This is a genomic window from Stenotrophomonas sp. 115C5, from assembly GCF_056861055.1.
The window spans coordinates 111,408-127,214 of the sequence record NZ_JBSPUQ010000013.1 but is presented as its reverse complement, the minus strand read 5'-3'; the positions used below and the strand labels follow the sequence as shown (position 1 = coordinate 127,214).

Annotated in this window: 12 protein-coding genes and 1 riboswitch; of the genes, 9 read left to right on the top strand and 3 right to left on the bottom strand. The window is 65.5% G+C overall.

Annotated features, from left to right (window positions below; translation table 11 throughout):
- Positions 1-164: 164 nt before the first annotated feature.
- Positions 165-1,742 (bottom strand): BCCT family transporter, encoded by a 1,578-nt coding sequence (locus tag AC13FN_RS15420; protein WP_043400215.1) that lies wholly within the window; start codon positions 1,740-1,742, stop codon positions 165-167.
- Positions 1,743-1,987: 245 nt separating this feature from the next.
- Positions 1,988-2,089: riboswitch (TPP riboswitch) on the top strand.
- Positions 2,090-2,171: 82 nt separating this feature from the next.
- Here AC13FN_RS15420 and thiC point away from each other — a divergent pair.
- From thiC to AC13FN_RS15390, 6 genes are all read left to right on the top strand, one after another.
- Positions 2,172-4,016 (top strand): phosphomethylpyrimidine synthase ThiC, encoded by a 1,845-nt coding sequence (gene thiC, locus AC13FN_RS15415; protein ID WP_010483982.1) that lies wholly within the window; start codon positions 2,172-2,174, stop codon positions 4,014-4,016.
- A 93-nt stretch (positions 4,017-4,109) separates the two neighbouring features.
- Positions 4,110-4,781 carry an ion channel gene (locus AC13FN_RS15410; RefSeq protein WP_032128402.1) on the top strand — a complete coding sequence of 224 codons (672 nt, stop codon included), beginning with the start codon at positions 4,110-4,112 and terminating at the stop codon, positions 4,779-4,781.
- Between the two features lie 260 nt (positions 4,782-5,041).
- Complete coding sequence (locus tag AC13FN_RS15405) at positions 5,042-7,366, top strand: winged helix-turn-helix domain-containing protein (protein WP_482984734.1); 2,325 nt, start codon at positions 5,042-5,044, stop codon at positions 7,364-7,366.
- Positions 7,367-7,481: 115 nt separating this feature from the next.
- Positions 7,482-8,381 (top strand): helix-turn-helix transcriptional regulator, encoded by a 900-nt coding sequence (locus AC13FN_RS15400; RefSeq protein WP_010483985.1) that lies wholly within the window; start codon positions 7,482-7,484, stop codon positions 8,379-8,381.
- A gap of 49 nt (positions 8,382-8,430) precedes the next feature.
- Positions 8,431-11,289 carry a TonB-dependent receptor gene (locus tag AC13FN_RS15395; RefSeq protein ID WP_401741776.1) on the top strand — a complete coding sequence of 953 codons (2,859 nt, stop codon included), beginning with the start codon at positions 8,431-8,433 and terminating at the stop codon, positions 11,287-11,289.
- Positions 11,290-11,459: 170 nt separating this feature from the next.
- A complete protein-coding gene (locus AC13FN_RS15390) occupies positions 11,460-11,669 on the top strand; it encodes a hypothetical protein (protein WP_019338801.1) in 210 nt (69 codons plus the stop codon).
- 55 nt (positions 11,670-11,724) lie between these two features.
- Here the strand turns inward: AC13FN_RS15390 and AC13FN_RS15385 are convergent, their stop codons facing one another.
- Both AC13FN_RS15385 and ppa read right to left on the bottom strand, forming a co-directional pair.
- Positions 11,725-12,846 carry an HDOD domain-containing protein gene (locus AC13FN_RS15385; RefSeq protein WP_019338800.1) on the bottom strand — a complete coding sequence of 374 codons (1,122 nt, stop codon included), beginning with the start codon at positions 12,844-12,846 and terminating at the stop codon, positions 11,725-11,727.
- Positions 12,847-12,998: 152 nt separating this feature from the next.
- Positions 12,999-13,535 (bottom strand): inorganic diphosphatase, encoded by a 537-nt coding sequence (gene ppa, locus AC13FN_RS15380; protein ID WP_005410935.1) that lies wholly within the window; start codon positions 13,533-13,535, stop codon positions 12,999-13,001.
- 183 nt (positions 13,536-13,718) lie between these two features.
- Here ppa and AC13FN_RS15375 point away from each other — a divergent pair, with 183 nt between their 5' ends.
- The 3 genes from AC13FN_RS15375 to AC13FN_RS15365 all read left to right on the top strand — a co-directional run bounded on the left by AC13FN_RS15375 (position 13,719) and on the right by AC13FN_RS15365 (position 15,805).
- Positions 13,719-14,192 (top strand): hypothetical protein, encoded by a 474-nt coding sequence (locus AC13FN_RS15375; protein WP_053443480.1) that lies wholly within the window; start codon positions 13,719-13,721, stop codon positions 14,190-14,192.
- A gap of 72 nt (positions 14,193-14,264) precedes the next feature.
- The gene (locus AC13FN_RS15370) at positions 14,265-14,765 is read left to right on the top strand and encodes an RNA polymerase sigma factor (protein WP_482984733.1); all 501 of its coding nucleotides are present in this window, start codon (positions 14,265-14,267) and stop codon (positions 14,763-14,765) included.
- Positions 14,766-14,869: 104 nt separating this feature from the next.
- Entirely contained in the window at positions 14,870-15,805 is a 936-nt protein-coding gene (locus AC13FN_RS15365) for a FecR family protein (protein WP_482984732.1), read from the top strand.
- The last annotated feature ends 2 nt before the right edge of the window (positions 15,806-15,807 follow it).

The following is a 15,807-nucleotide window of genomic DNA, read 5'->3' as shown; positions in this document are numbered from 1 at the left end:
GTCCACGGCATGGATGCCGTGGCCGAGCCTACAGGGACGTACTTGCGGCGTGTCCCGCCATCGGCCAACTCCCCGCCAGACCAGCAGAAATCCAGAGCCGCTTTTGAAGTTGCTGTTGCCGTTGCCTGAGAAAAGCGGTGCAGCCGCAGGCTGCAAAACAACCCTCAATCCTGATCGTGCGCGCGCGCTGCCTCCGCCTGGGTCTCCTCCTGCGCCGCCATCTCGCGTGCGATCCACGCATCGATCATGTGCCGCTGGCGCTGCGCCTGCCGCCGCTCCCGCGTGTACTCCTGGTCCAGCACCCGGTACAGCGACACCATCACAAGAAGCATCAGCAGCGCGAACGGCAGCGCTGCGATGGTGATCATGCCCTGCAGCGCCTCCAGTCCGCCTGCCAACAGCAAGGAACCCGCCACGAGCGCAATGCCGACACCCCACGCCACTTTGTGCTTGCGCAATGGCTCACCAGCGTCGTCCGTGGACATGCTGGCCAGTACCAGTACCGCAGAATCAGCCGAGGTCACGAAGAAGATCATCAGTAGCACCAGCGCAATGCACGACAGCAGCAACGGCAGCGGCATGCTGTCGAACATGGTGAACAGCACCGTTTCATAGCCGTTGCCCAGCGCCTGCAGCAGGTCGGCCTGGCCGAAGATCTGCATCCAGATCGCGGTGCCACCGAACACCGAGAACCAGAAGAAGCCCAGCAGCGTCGGTGCCAGCACCACGCCGATCACGAACTCCCGAACACTGCGCCCGCGCGAGATGCGCGCGATGAACGAACCGACGAACGGTGCCCAGGAAATCCACCAGGCCCAGTAGAAGATCGTCCAGTCCGCGACCCAGGTGCTGGACGAGAACGGTGACATGCGCAGGCTCATCGTCACCAGCTGGTTGAGATAGGAGCCCAGCGTGGTGGTGAACGTGTTGAAGATCGCGCCAGTCGGGCCGAGTACCAGCACCAGCGCCAGCAGCAGCGCCGCCAGTGCAAGGTTGAAGTTGGACAGCCATTTCATGCCGCGGCCGACGCCGCTGAGCGTGGACGCCATGTACAGAACGAAGGCCACCGCAATGATGGTCAGCTGCAGCGGCACGCCCGCCTGCACGCCGAACACGCGTTCCACGCCGGCTGCGATCTGCACCGTGCCGAAGCCGAGAGCTGTAGCCACGCCAATCGCAGTGGCGACGACTGCGGAGATGTTGACCACATGCCCGATCCAGCCACGATGGTGACGGCCGATGATCGGTTGCAACATATCGCTGATCTGGCCACGGCCGTTGCGGTTGAACTGGAACCAGGCCATTGCCAGGCCGATCAACGCATAGATGGCCCACGGGTGCAGGCCCCAATGGAAGAACACGTAGCGCATGGCAGCACGCGCAGCGTCCATGCTTTCAGGTGCCAGCCCTTCCGGTGGTTTGCTGAAATGCGAAATGGGCTCGGCGGCGCCCCAGAACACCAGGCCGATGCCCATGCCGGCGGCGAACAGCATCGACATCCAGCTGGCCCGCGAGAATTCCGGTTCGGCGTCTTCGCCACCGATGCGCAGGTTGCCGAAGCGGCCGAAGGCCAGGTACATCAGGAATACCAGGGCCAGGAACACGACCAGCAGGTAGAGCCAGCCGATGCCGCGGATGAGTTCGCCGAGGATGCTCTGCACCACGGTATTGAAGGGGCCGGGTGCAACACCGGCGAGCAGCACCAGCAGCAGAACCAGTGCAATGGAAACGCGAAACACCATGAAGGGGCTTCTCCGATCAAGGGATTGAGGGGAGCGAGCAGAGCTTGCTGCGAGGGGCCGGCGACATGCAGCACAGGCCGGGCAGGGGCCGCGAAGGCGGCGAGGAAACACCGGCCGCAGCGGCACGATGCGCGTGCACGTTACTGAATGCGATGTCACGGTTCTGTTAATACAGAAACAGCAGATCCACGCCGTGCGTGGATGGAACAGCCAGGAGCTGCGGTGCGTTCTATGGTCTAATGCGCACCAAGAAGCGGGGGTACCGCGGCCATGTGGCCACGGTTGAGACAGTCCCTTGGAACCTGATCCGGCTCATACCGGCGTAGGGAAGCTTTGCAGTGCAGCCATGCCCGGACTCCGCCCTAGGACCGTCCGGGAGCGGCAGCAGTGCGCCGCCGCTTCGTCCCTGACCTTCCTGGACGATGCCCGATGAACGCACAGCTCTCTGCCCTGCAGCAACAGGCCCAGCAACTCTCCGAATCCGTGACCCGGCCCATCCCCGGCTCGCGCAAGATCCACGTGCCCGGCTCACGTCCGGATCTGCAGGTACCGATGCGCGAGATCGCGTTGACCCGCACGCCGACGCTGTTCGGCGGCGAAGAGAACGCACCGGTCACGGTCTACGACACATCGGGCCCGTACACCGATCCGGAGGTGCGCATCGATCTGTCGGCCGGTTTGCCGGAACTGCGCCGCGGCTGGGTGGAAGAGCGCGGTGATACCGAGCAGCTCGAAGGACTGAGTTCTTCGTTCGGCCGCGATCGCGAGCAGGACCCGAAGCTCGATGCGGTGCGCTTTCCCGCGCGCAGCCTGCCACGCCGTGCGCGTGCAGGTGCCAACGTCACCCAGATGCACTACGCGCGCCGTGGCATCATCACGCCGGAGATGGAGTTCGTCGCCATCCGCGAAAACCAGCGCCTGGACGCGATCCGCGATGCCGGCCTGCTGCAGCAGCACCCGGGCGAGGCATTTGGTGCCTCGATCCAGAAGATCATCACACCGGAGTTCGTGCGCGATGAGATCGCACGCGGCCGCGCGGTGCTGCCCAACAACATCAACCACCCGGAAAGCGAGCCGATGATCATCGGCCGCAACTTCCTGACCAAGATCAACGCCAACATCGGCAACAGCGCGGTGTCCTCGGGCATTGCCGAGGAAGTGGAGAAGCTGGTGTGGGCGATCCGCTGGGGCGGCGACACGGTGATGGACCTGTCCACCGGCAAGCACATCCACGAAACCCGTGAGTGGATCATCCGCAACTCGCCGGTGGCGATCGGTACCGTGCCGATCTACCAGGCGCTGGAGAAGGTCGACGGCCGCGCCGAAGCACTTACCTGGGAAATCTTCCGCGACACGCTGATCGAGCAGGCCGAGCAGGGTGTGGACTACTTCACCATCCACGCCGGCGTGCTGCTGCGCTACGTGCCACTCACCGCCAAGCGCGTGACCGGCATCGTCAGCCGTGGTGGCTCGATCATGGCCAAGTGGTGCCTGGCACACCACAAGGAGAATTTCCTCTACACGCATTTCGAAGACATCTGCGAGATCATGAAGGCCTATGACGTGACCTTCTCGCTGGGTGACGGGCTGCGCCCGGGCTGCATCGCCGATGCCAACGACGCCGCGCAGTTCGGTGAGCTGGAAACGCTGGGCGAGCTGACGAAGATTGCCTGGAAGCACGATGTGCAGACCATGATCGAGGGCCCCGGCCATGTGCCGATGCAGCTGATCAAGGAGAACATGGACAAGCAGCTGCGCGAGTGCGGCGAAGCGCCGTTCTATACGCTGGGCCCGTTGACCACCGACATCGCGCCGGGCTACGACCACATCACCAGCGCGATCGGTGCAGCAATGATCGGCTGGTTTGGTACCGCCATGCTCTGCTACGTGACGCCGAAGGAACACCTCGGCCTGCCCAACCGCCAGGACGTGCGTGACGGCATCATGGCCTATCGCATCGCCGCGCACGCGGCCGACCTGGCCAAGGGCCATCCGGGCGCGCAGGTGCGCGACAACGCGCTGAGCAAGGCGCGCTTCGAGTTCCGCTGGGAGGACCAGTTCCATCTTGGCCTGGATCCAGAGAAGGCCAAGGAATTCCATGACGAGACGCTGCCGAAGGATGCGCACAAGCTGGCGCACTTCTGCTCGATGTGCGGTCCGCACTTCTGTTCGATGAAGATCACCCAGGACGTGCGCGATTACGCCGAGGCCGGCATGAAGGAGAAGTCGGCGGAGTTCCGCGCGGCCGGTGCCGAGGTCTACCGCCAGGGGTGATGCGGAAGCGGGGGTGCCGGCCAGCGGCCGGCACTACCGCTCATCACGCCGCTCCCGGCTATCCTCGGCTCATCACCCTGGGGAAAGGACGCCATGCCCGTTGCCATCACCACCCGCTGGCTGGCCATTGCCCGCCGCCATCCTTCGGCCTGGCTGCTGGGGGCCCAGTTGATCGCCGTGCTGCTGTATCCCGCGCTTGATGACACCGCCGGTGGCCGTGCGGCGCTGGGCATGTTCGGCATGGCGGTACTCGGCCTGGCGCTGTGGGTGGTCCAGCGCAGCCCGCTGGGCACCTGGCTGGCGCTGCTGCTGGCCATTCCTTCGGTGGTGTTCTCGCTGGCCGGTGCATTGCTGGATCGCAGTGCGCTGCTGACCACCGCGCAGCTGCTGGAAAGCCTGCTGTACTTCTATACGGCCGGTGCACTCATCGCCTACATGCTCCAGGACCATAAAGTCACCCGCGATGAACTGTTCGCGGCAGGTGCGACATTCACCTTGCTGGCCTGGGCCTTCGCGTTTGCTTTCGCCGTGTGCCAGCAGTGGTATCCGGGCAGTTTCCAGGGCACCGGTGGTGGTGCGCAGCGCACCTGGATGGAACTGCTTTATCTGAGCTTCAGTTTGCTCTCGGGTGTCGGCTTGAGCGACGTCGTGCCACTGCATCCGCAGGCGCGTGCGTTGGTCATGCTGGAGCAGTTTTCAGGCGTGATGTACGTGGCTTTGGTGGTTTCGCGACTGGTCGGATTGACCATGCTGCGGCGCATGTGAAAATGAACGCCAGATAAAAATTTCGCGCCCCGCAGGGCGCGAATGGTGCAGCAAATTATGTGAATGCGTCGGCGAGAGAGAGCCTGGATGTCGACCACGCGATAGGCGAGGTAACCCGCATAGGCTAGTATTCGCCCGCTTCATTGTTTTTGCGGTATGCGCCGATGCTTTGTGCGGAGTCTGGCTTTTTGCTGTTCCCAGGACGGGAGGGTATCGAAGGCAAACGCTGCCCCGGACCTGTCTCTACTGTGTAGCGGAAAATGAACAGCAGTGAAAACCAGCCCCCCGGATTCGATCGGATCCGGATCGGAGAGTGCACTGTCACTCTGTCCTCGCGAGAAGTCGAGGTCGTCGGTGCGCGTCGCCCGCGTCGGCTGACGCCGAAGGCGCTGGGCGTGCTGCGTGTACTGCTGCGCCAGCCAGGGCGTGTTGTCACCCGCGATGAACTGTTCGCGGAAGTCTGGCCGGACACGCTGCCGACCAATGATGTGCTTACCCAGGCCGTCACCCAGCTGCGCAAGGCGTTCAGCAACGACGACGACAACGGCCAGGCCTATATCGAGACCATCGCCAAGACCGGCTATCGCCTGCTGGTGCCGGTGCAGGTACTGGACGATGTCGAGCCGGCGCCGTCCGCAGGAGCCGATGACGAAATCGTGGACCTGCAACCGGTGATGGTCATCGCCGAGGAGAGGCCGGCACACGTGCAGGCATCGCGCCGCCGCTGGCGCCACGTCCGCCGGCGCGTGCTGCTGGTGCTGGGCGTGCTGATGCTGGCCACGGTGGTGGTGCTGGCCGCGCTGCTGCTGCGGCGGGCACCGGCCAGCAGTTCAGCGGTGGATGCGGCCGTGGAGAACGGCACGCGCGTGATCGGCAGCCCGCAGCGCCCCTATCGGTTGATCACCGCAACCAGCGGTTTTGAAACCTATCCCACGCTTTCACCCGATGGTTCGTTGGTGGCCTATGAAGGCGCCAACGAAGACGGGCAAGGGGGTGGGGCGATCAAGGTGCAGACCTCCGGCAACGCGCCAGCGCGGCAGCTGCTGGCTCCGCCGGCCGGCTCGGTTGACCGCTTCCCGAGCTGGTCGCCGGATGGACGCGAGATTGCCTTCGCGCGGTTCAGCAACAACGGCGGCTGCCAGGTGCTGATCGCCAGCGCGACCGGTGGTGCCCTGCGCCAGGCCACGCGGTGCGATGGCACCGAGCTGCTCAGTTTCGACTGGACGCCGGACGGCCGTGGCCTGGTGTTCGGCAGCATGGTGGGGCGCTATGCCCATCGGGGCATCCGCAAGCTCGATCTGGCCAGTGGCCAATGGGAGGCGCTGGACTACGGTGTTGCCGAGGATGACTTCGACTATGCGCCGCGCTACTCGCCTGATGGCAAGTGGCTGGTGTTCGTGCGCAATCCGCAGCTGGGCGACCTGTGGCGCATGCCGGCAGCGGGGGGCACGCCCGAGCAGCTGACCAGCGAGGCCGCTGAACTGCGTGGCTGGGCCTGGTTGCGTGATGGCCGGACGATCGTGTTTGGACGCCGTGTCGACAGTGAAGTGCGCCTGTACTACCTGGACGTCGAGAGTCGCACGCTGCGCGATGCCGGGCTCGACGACGCACAGTGGCCGGCCACTGCACGCCGCGCGGGCATGCTGGCCTTCGTCCACCGGCGCGCGCAGTTCGGCATCTTCAAGGTGCCGATGGAGGGCGGCTCGCCGCCGCAGCGCTTGTTTGCGTCCAGTGGCCGGGATGGGCAGCCGATGGCGGCGCCGGATGGACGCCAACTGGTGTTCACGTCCGATCGTTCAGGCAGCTTCGCGCTGTGGTGGGCGGACATGGAGCGCCCCGATTCGCTGCGGCCGATCGAAGGCTTGCGGCCCGAGGCACGTCAGGCACCGGACTGGTCGGCCGACAGCCGGCGGTTGCTGGTGGTGGGGCGCGACGAGCACGGACGCACGGTGGTCTATGAGATCGCCCCACGTGACGAACGCGTCCAGCCGTTGCCTGTCCCGTCGGAGCAGCCGCTGCAGGCACTGTACGGGGCAAGCCCGGACCAGCTGCTGGTGGTCGAGCGCGATGACCAGCAACAGACCCGGCTGAGCCTGTTTGATCGAAGCGTGCAGCCCTGGCGCCGCCTGGCCAGCATCGACGGTGTTTCGCAGGCGCGGTTCGATCGCAGCAGCGGGCGTGTGCTGTTCACCCGCCTGGCCGCAGGAGGCCTGTGGTCGGTGGATGCGGCGTTGGCACCGGCAAGTGTGCAGCAGATCAGCGATGACCGGCCCAGCCGGTGGCGGTACCGGGCCTGGACCGTGGCCGGCAGCAACGCGATCGGCTACCTCGGTACGTCCACCCGTTGTGGCACGACACTGGTGCTGATCCAGGCCGGGCGCGAGGAACCGGAACGCTGCCTGGATGCGGAACGCCTCAGTGCCGGCAACGGGCTGAGTGCCGCCGCCGATGGGCACTCGCTGTTCGTGGCAATGGCGGTCAGCGACGGTGCCGACATCGGCGTGATGCGCTTGCCCGAGCGCTCGCCGACGCTGCTTCCGGCGTTCTCCAAGTTGTTGTTGTTCAACGGAAATGGGCCTTCGTAATTTCTTCGTGGCGACCTCGCCGCGAATTCGTGGCGATCTCGTCTGACTTTCCTGACGTGGTGCCGCCTGATTTGGCAAAACGGAGGCCTGTACTAGGCAAACCGTGGTGCCCCCCATGCGTCAACTCTCGCTGGCCGATCGCGGCCAAACCGTCTCTCTGGACCGGTCGCTCGACGATGCTGCGCCGACCTGCCTGGGCGTGGCCCGGCTCGGCAGCCTGCAGACCGCAGGCAGCAGCTTCACTGTGTGGATGCAGGTGCGCGGCAGCTCCTGGGTGGAAGCCAAGGAAGGACGCTTCCGCTTGCGCCAGGGCGAGTGGATCGCCTTCGAGAAAGAGTCGCGGCCGCTGGTGCAGGCAGGCCGCAACGGCTTGTGCGTTGGCCTGAACCTGACTGTCGAAGCGCTGCGCGTGCTGGCCGAGATGGCCGACTGCGGCCTGTACGCCGGGCGTGGCCGCATGAGCCGTGGCGATGCCCGCGTTGCGCTGCGCCTGTGGCGCGATGCGCTGGCCAGTGGCCAGCCGGCACAGGCACTGCGCCCGCTGCTGCTGCATCTGGCGGGCCTGCAGCGTGGGCTGGCCGACAACGTGCAGCGTTGCCCGGGTCGCTCGCGCAGCCGCAAGCGCCAGGTATTCGGCCGCATGCAGCGCGCCCGCCTGTACCTGGAAGGCAACAGCCACCGCGTGGTGCGCATCGGTGAACTGGCCGAGCTGACCAACTTCTCCAGCTGGTATCTCTCCAAGACCTTCCAGAGCCTGTACGAGGAAAGCCCGCAGTCGCTTTCAGCACGTTTGCGCCTGGAACGGGCGGCCGACCTGCTGCGTGACACCGACATGATGGTTGGCGAGGTCGCTGCGGCCAGTGGCTTCGACAACTGCTGCAGCTTCGCGCGTGCGTTCCGCGCCCGCTACGGCCAGTCCGCATCGCGCTTCAGGGAAAACGGCGGCTTGCTGCCGCCACAATCTGCAAAGTCTCCGGTTGGCTCGCGCAAATACAGCGCTGCAACGCAATCGTAACGTGCTGGGGTGTTTTAACACGCTGCTAACACGTACCTTGGAGAGATAGATGAACGTTCGTAATCCCGCAGTGCGGCTGGGCCTTCTGCCGGCTGGCATTGCGTTGGCGCTGACGCCCGCCTTTGCTTCTGCGCAGGAAGCAAAGGATGCGACCACCCTGGATCGCATCGAAATCACGGGCTCGCGCATCCGCGGCGCCTCGATGGAGACCCAGCAGCCGGTCCTCACGCTGAGCCGTGAGAACCTGGAAAAGCAGGGCTACACCACCGTCGCCGATGTCCTGCAGAACCTGACCTCGGCAGGTTCGCCGGCCATTTCCCGCGCGGACTCGCTGTCCTCCGGCGAAAACGTTGGCGGCTACTACGTCGACCTGCGCAACCTTGGCGCGCAGCGCACCCTGGTGCTGATGAACGGCAAGCGCCTGGGCGCGACCACTGCTGGCTACCAGGATCTGAGCCAGATTCCGATGGCCGCCGTCGAGCGCATCGAAGTGCTGAAGGATGGCGCCTCCGCCATCTACGGTTCGGACGCCATCGCTGGCGTAGTCAATGTGATCACCCGCAAGCGCTTCGACGGTGCTGAAGCCAGCGTCTACGTTGGCCAGTACGGCCGCGGCGACGGCGACACCAACACTTACTCGTTCACCCTCGGCTCTGAAGGCGAGCGTGGCGGCGTGACCCTGTCGGCCGAGTACTCCAAGCAGGATCCGGTGTGGGCGAAGGATCGTTGGTTCAGCCGCGACGGCGGCCTGGGCCCGAATTCGACCTCTGCCGACTGGAGCCCGCTGAGCCAGAACAGCACCTGGTGCGACCCGCGCGTGTGGGGCGACTGCAAGCCGCGCGCTGCAGGCCAGCCGCAGCCGGAGTGGAAGACCCTGAATCCGGGCGGTGACCCGAAGAATGCGGCCGACTACCACCTGCTGACTCCGGCCGAGTACTCCAACGCCAACCAGCAGATGATGGTGCAGACCGGCATCGAGCGTAAGTCCGTGTACGTCAACGGCAGCTACGATCTGGCTGACTCGATCACCTTCAATGCTGACGTGCTGTACAACCAGCGCACCACCGACCAGCAGATCGCGGGTTACCCGTACCAGTCGCTGTCGTTCGGTACCCCGCTGTCGAAGGACAGCGCGTTCAACCCGATCGGCCAGGACGTCGAGTTCCGTCGCCGCCTGTGGGAAGTGCCGCGTACCACCAAGAGCGACCTCAAGACCCTGCGCTTCGCGCCGAGCCTGAGTGGCTTCTTCGAGTTTGCCGGCAAGACCTGGGACTGGGACGTTGGCGCGCTGTGGAACCGCAACGAGCTGACCAAGACCGGCTACGGCGACATGAGCCTGATCGCTTCCGAGCAGGCACTTGGCAAGTCGTTCATCAACGGCCAGGGCGTTGCTCAGTGCGGGACCGCCGCCAATCCGATCCCGCTGAGCCAGTGCCGCCCGTGGAACCCGCTGCTGCCTTACGGCGTCAACGGCCAGGGCTCGCTTGCCGACCGTGATCTGCAGAACTTCCTGTTCCCGACCTACACCGACACTGGTGTGACCAAGACCACCAGCTACACCGCCAACCTGTCCGGTTCGCTGTTCGAGCTGCCGGCCGGTGACCTGGGTGTGGCCATGGGCTACGAGCACCGCAAGGAAGAAGGCCGCTTCGTGCCGGACGCCTTCCGTCAGTCGGGCCAGTCGACCGGCCTGGCGTCGACCACCACCTCGGGCAACTACTCGCTGGATGAGTTCTACCTGGAACTGAACGTGCCGATCCTGTCGGACCTGCCGTTTGCCAAGGAACTGACCTTCAACGTCGCCAGCCGCTACTCTGACTACAGCAACTTCGGTGACACGATTAACTCGAAGTTCGGCCTGGTGTGGCGCCCGATCGACGAACTGCTGGTCCGCGGTACCTACGCAGAAGGCTTCCGCGCACCGACCGTTGACGATCTGTACGGCGGCACCAACTCGAGCTTCGAGCGTTATACCGATCCGTGCGGTTCGACCTCGCCGGGCAACGTCGCTGGCAATGCTGCCTGCGCCGGGGCTGGCGTGCCGGCCAACTACGTGCAGGTCGGCCAAGGCTTCGCGCCTTGCAGCACCTTCCCGTGCGCGACCCCGGACCAGTTCGTCAGCGGTTCGAATTCGGCTCTGAAGCCGGAAACCTCCAAGAGCAAGACGGTTGGCCTGGTCTGGAGCCCGCGTTGGGTGCAGGGCCTGGACATCTCGCTCGACTGGTACCGCTACGAGCTGAAGAACATGATCATCGCTGACAGCGTTGATCGCATCCTGCGTGACTGCTACGTGCTGGGCAACGCAGCTCGCTGCGAAGGCGTCACCCGTGCCGCTGATGGCCATATCGAGGCGCTGACCTACGGCCTGGCCAACCTCGGCTCGATGGAGACCGAAGGCTACGATCTGGGTGTCAAGTACCGCCTGCCGGAACTGTCGATCGGCAAGTTCAGCATCGACTGGCAGACCAGCTACCTGGCCAAGTACGACGAAGCCGGCCAGAACAAGAAGGGTGAGAACATCACCATCGGTCGCGTTGGTGAGCCGGGCCTGTTCCGCGTCCGTTCGAACCTGGGTGTCAACTGGGAGCTGGGTGACTTCGGCGTCAACTGGACTGCCCGCTACTACTCGGGCATGAAGGAAAGCTGCATCGACGACGCATGGTGCGACGCTCCGAACCACTACGCCAATGGTGAGCCGGATCCGCTGCGCCACACCGGCTCCAACACCTTCCACGACGTGCAGGTCAGCTGGAAGGCTCCGTGGGATGCCACCATCGCCCTGGGTGCGAACAACGTGTTCGATCACCGCGGTGCGCTGCAGTACTCGGCGCCGAACTCGAGCTTCGCCTACTACGGTGGCTTCGACGTCGGTCGCTTCCTGTACATGAAGTACACCCAGCGCTTCTGATAGTTCGAAGTGCGATAGCAGTACCAGGAGGGCGGACCGCAAGGTCCGCCCTCTTTCTTTGTAGGGGAGTTCCGAAATATCTTGGAAGGTGAGGGAAGTCACGTTCCCGTCGTGTCGTAATCAACACGGTTGCTGGGTCCACTTGCGGACACTTGCACATGGAGAGAGCGATGAAGAGCACGCTGTTGCACAAACTGTCTGCTGCTGCACTGATCTATGCAACATTGGTGGGTGCGGTGTTCGCCCAGACCGGTGGCGTCTGTGGGGGCGGGCTGTACTGCCAGGAGCTGCGTCAGGAATGCCTGGCTGCAGGCAAGTCGAAGGTCCTGTGCGATCTGCAGTATCGCCACTGCGTGCAGGATGCCTGCGGCGCGCGCTGATGCAAAAAAGGCGCGCCCTTGGGCGCGCCTTTGAGGTTCTTCCTGCGTTGACCGCTCAGGTCTCGCTGGGTACCAGTCCCATCAACGCATTGGCATGCTCCCGCCACTGCGGCAGCCTGTTGAGTACACCCGCGCGTTGCAGGTAGTCCTCGTCCACCGGATCGCCATTGACCAGTGCCAGTGCCACGTGCACCGCGCCGGTCACCCAGAAGCTGCGCGTATTGGCACGCTGCGGCTGCAGATGGAACGCGACCGCTTCGATGATCGGCATCGGCAGGCCCCACAGGCCGAGCAGATAGGCACCGGCTTCGGCGTGGCCCGGGCGGGTGTCACCGGCCAGCGACGGTTCGCTGCGCTCGTTGCGCACGCCGGGCAGCAGCAGGCCGATGTCGGCAAGCAGCGCGGCGGTCGCGCCCAGTTCGGCGCTGGATTCGGGCAGCAGGCGTGCCGCCAGGCGCGAGGCAAGCAGGGCGCGTTGCTGTAGTGAATTGCGCTCGGCCGTGGACAGTGTTGGTGCCGAGAACACCTCGCTGGCCAGTACCAGATCGCGCAGCGTCGACAGGCCGAGGCGGGTCACGGCGGTGCGCAGGTCGGCGATGGTGCGGCCCTGGCTGAAGAACGCCGAGTTCGACAGCTGCAGCACCTTGGCCGCGATCGCCGGATCAGCGGCCACCAGCTTGGCGACGTCGGCGCTGTCGGCGTCGTCGTCATGTTCCAGTGCCTGGGTCAGGCTCAGGTACAGGTGCGGCGGCGACGGCAGCTTCTCGATACGGCCGATGGCGTCGCGCAGGCGAGGGCTGTCCAGCACTTCGCGCAGCTCTTCCAGGCTGGTCAGCGCTTCCAGCAACACTTCCGGTGCCAGCGGCAACGGCAGGAAGCGGTGGGCCACGCCGATCAGGCGTGCCGGCGGCGGCCGGTTGCCGTGCTGGGCGTCCACCAGCGCAATGCGGATGGTTTCAGGGCGCAAGGTCCGGATCTGGCCCAGCAGCGTGGTGGCATTGAGATCCGGCAGCTGCGGGCAGACGATCACCGCATCCACACCCTGCGTGGCCACCGCGGTCATCGCGGTCTGGCCATCGGTGGCGGTCAGCGGCTGCCAGTCTTCCCCAAGATCGGCAATGAATTCGGTCAGCTCAGCCGGCAGGCTGGCTGCATCCCCAACAAGCAGAATACGCACGACACATTCCCCTGGCTGTCTCGACGATGGATGTCGACGACGTGTGAAGTGACGCAATTTACCTAATACGGCGGCAGGAGTGATGTGCCGTCGTCATGAAACGTGACCCGCATCGCTCCGGCGGGGTGCCGCCGGAGCGATCCGGTTCAGGCTCAGGCCTTGCTGTCGAGATGGCGCTGGTGCGCCTCGATCAGGATCTGCTTGGCCTCAGCGGCGCCGCCCCAACCGTCGAGCTTGACCCACTTGCCCTTTTCCAGATCCTTGTAGTGCTCGAAGAAGTGGCCGATGCGCTCCAGCCAGTGGCTGGACACCTGGGCGATGTCTTCGACGTGGGCGTAGCCACTGAAGATCTTCGACACCGGCACGGCCAGGATCTTCTCGTCGCTGCCCGCCTCATCGCTCATCTTCAGCACGCCGACCGGACGGCAGCGCACGACCGAGCCCGGCACCAGCGGCAGCGGCAGCACCACCAGCACGTCGGCCGGATCGCCGTCGCCGCACAGGGTGCTCGGCACGTAGCCGTAGTTGCAGGGGTAGCGCATCGGGGTGGACAGGATGCGGTCGACGAAGATCGCGCCGGTTTCCTTGTCCACTTCGTACTTCACCGGCTCCGAGTCCTTCGGGATCTCGATGATGACGTTGATTTCTTCCGGCGGGTTCTTGCCGGGCGAGACGAGTTCCAGACCCATGGTGTGCTCCAGGTGGGGGATATAGACGGATAGCCCCCCATTTTATGCCTTTGCCGGGCGCTGTGCAGGGGAGGGGGCTGACGGCAGGGCGCGGAAGGCACCGACCCGGCGGGCCGGGGTTGACCGATGGGGCCGGGCGGCGTGCGCGCGCAGGCTGGATGCACCTACCCGAGGAGTTCCCGCATGAAGCCATCCACCCTGTCACTCGGCCTGTTCTGCGCGCTGCTGATCGCGCCCGCCGCCCAGGCCTTTCCCTACGTGGACCTGATCGACTATCCGCACCAGGAAGCCAACTGGGACCGCTTCTTTGCCCTGGAAGGCCGGTTGCAGCATGGCTTCGACAGGATCTGCGGCGACACCTTCTGCGAGGGCGAGTACAGCGACATCCAGGCGCTGCGCCTGCGGTGTTCAGTGGATGCGGTGCGCGGCACGGTGCGTGAGTGCCTCTGGGCATTTGCCGCCAGTGACCTGGCCGTGTCGCGGAACGACGGTGTGATCGTGGCCCGGCAACCGACCTGGCTATGCCGGCTGCCGCTGGTGCCTGGCACCCCGGTTGAGGACTTCCATGCGGCGCTGGCGGCCCGTAATCCGCTGCATGATCCGTTGCCCGGCACGTCGGAGAGCGTCTATGACGGGCTGACCGGCTGCATCCACTGATGCGAACGTGACTGATTCTCATTAACGGAGTAGCATGCGCGGCGCCTTCCGTCTGTCGTCCCGGTTCCGCGCATGTCCTCCAATGCCGCCTCCCTTACCGAACTGCTGATCCGTGAGCGGCCGGCACTGCTGCGCCGGGTGCAGCGCATCCTCGGCGGAGACAATGGTGCCGAGGATGTGATCCAGGCGGTGTGGTTCAAGGCCCGTGGGGTCGACGACAGCCAGGCCATCGACAACCCGCGGGCCTATCTGTACCGGCTGGCCGCCAACCTGGCCACCGACCACGGCCGCGAATCGACCCGACGCAACCGCCTGCTGGCCGACCACTACCTGTGGGGGCCGGACGAGGTCATCTCGACCGAGGAGCAGGCCATGGCCCATGACGAGCTGCAGCGTGTGCTCGACGCGGCGGGGCACCTGCCGGAGCCGACCCGCACCATCTTCCGGCTCAACCGCCTGCAGGGCCTGACCCAGGCCGAGATCGCTCGCCGTCTCGGGGTGTCGGTGACGACCGTCGAGAACCATGTGCGCACCGCCCTGCAGCGCCTGGCCTGGGCACGCAGCGGCCGATGATCGCCCCGGCTTGGGGCTGGCCCTCGCTGAAACGTCTTGATCACTGGACCGTGGATGCGGTCTAGTTCCTCCGCCCGCGCTTGAATGCGCCTGTCCGCCAGCCGATGAGCCCGCCGAACACGCTGCCCGCCGCCAATGACGATGCCCTGGCCGAACAGGCCCGGGGCTGGATCGCGTGGCTGGCCTCGGGTGACATCGGCGAGGGGCGCATGCACGAGTTCGAGCGCTGGCTGGCACAACCGGGGCACCGACGCGCCTTCGAACACGAGCGCGCGCTGTGGCGCAGTGTCGGGCCACGCCTGCAGGTCCGGCCCGCCGAACGCCCGCGGCTGCATCGAATGCGCTGGGCAATGGCCGCTGCAGCCGCGCTGGCGATGCTGGTGGCATGGCCGGAGGCCTGGTTGCGGCTGCAGGCCGACCATCGCAGCACGCACGTCGTGCAGAACGTGCAATTGCCCGATGGCAGCCGCGCAGTGCTGGATGCGGACAGCGCGATTGCCGTGCGCTTCAATGCACATGCACGCGAGATCGAGCTGCTGCGTGGGCGTGCCTGGTTCGAGGTCAGCCCGGATGCGCAGCGACGTTTCAGCGTGCGTGCGGGCAACGGCGTGATCGAGGACATCTCGACCGCGTTCACCGTCGCGCGCGGCGATGACCAGGTTGAAACCCAGGTCGGGCAGGGCAGGGTGCGCGTGGCCAGCCCGGCCGACGGTGGCTGGACCTATCTGCAGGTGGGCCAGCGTGCGGTCTATGGCGAGCACAGTGGCGTGACGCGCCTGCAGGACGTGGCCGCCGACAGTGTCGGCGCGTGGCGACAGGGCGAGCTGCTGCTGGAGCAGGCCAGCGTCGCCGACGCCGTGCAATGGGTGGGGCGTTACCGCGCCGGCCCGACCTTCGTGCGCGGCGATCTGTCGCGACTACCCGCGGTGAGTGCCGCATTGCGCATCGATCGCCCGGAGCAGGCGCTGGATGCACTGGCGGCAACAGCCGGTCTGCAGGTCACCCGCCTGCCGCTCGGCGTCGCCATCATTCACCAGTAGAT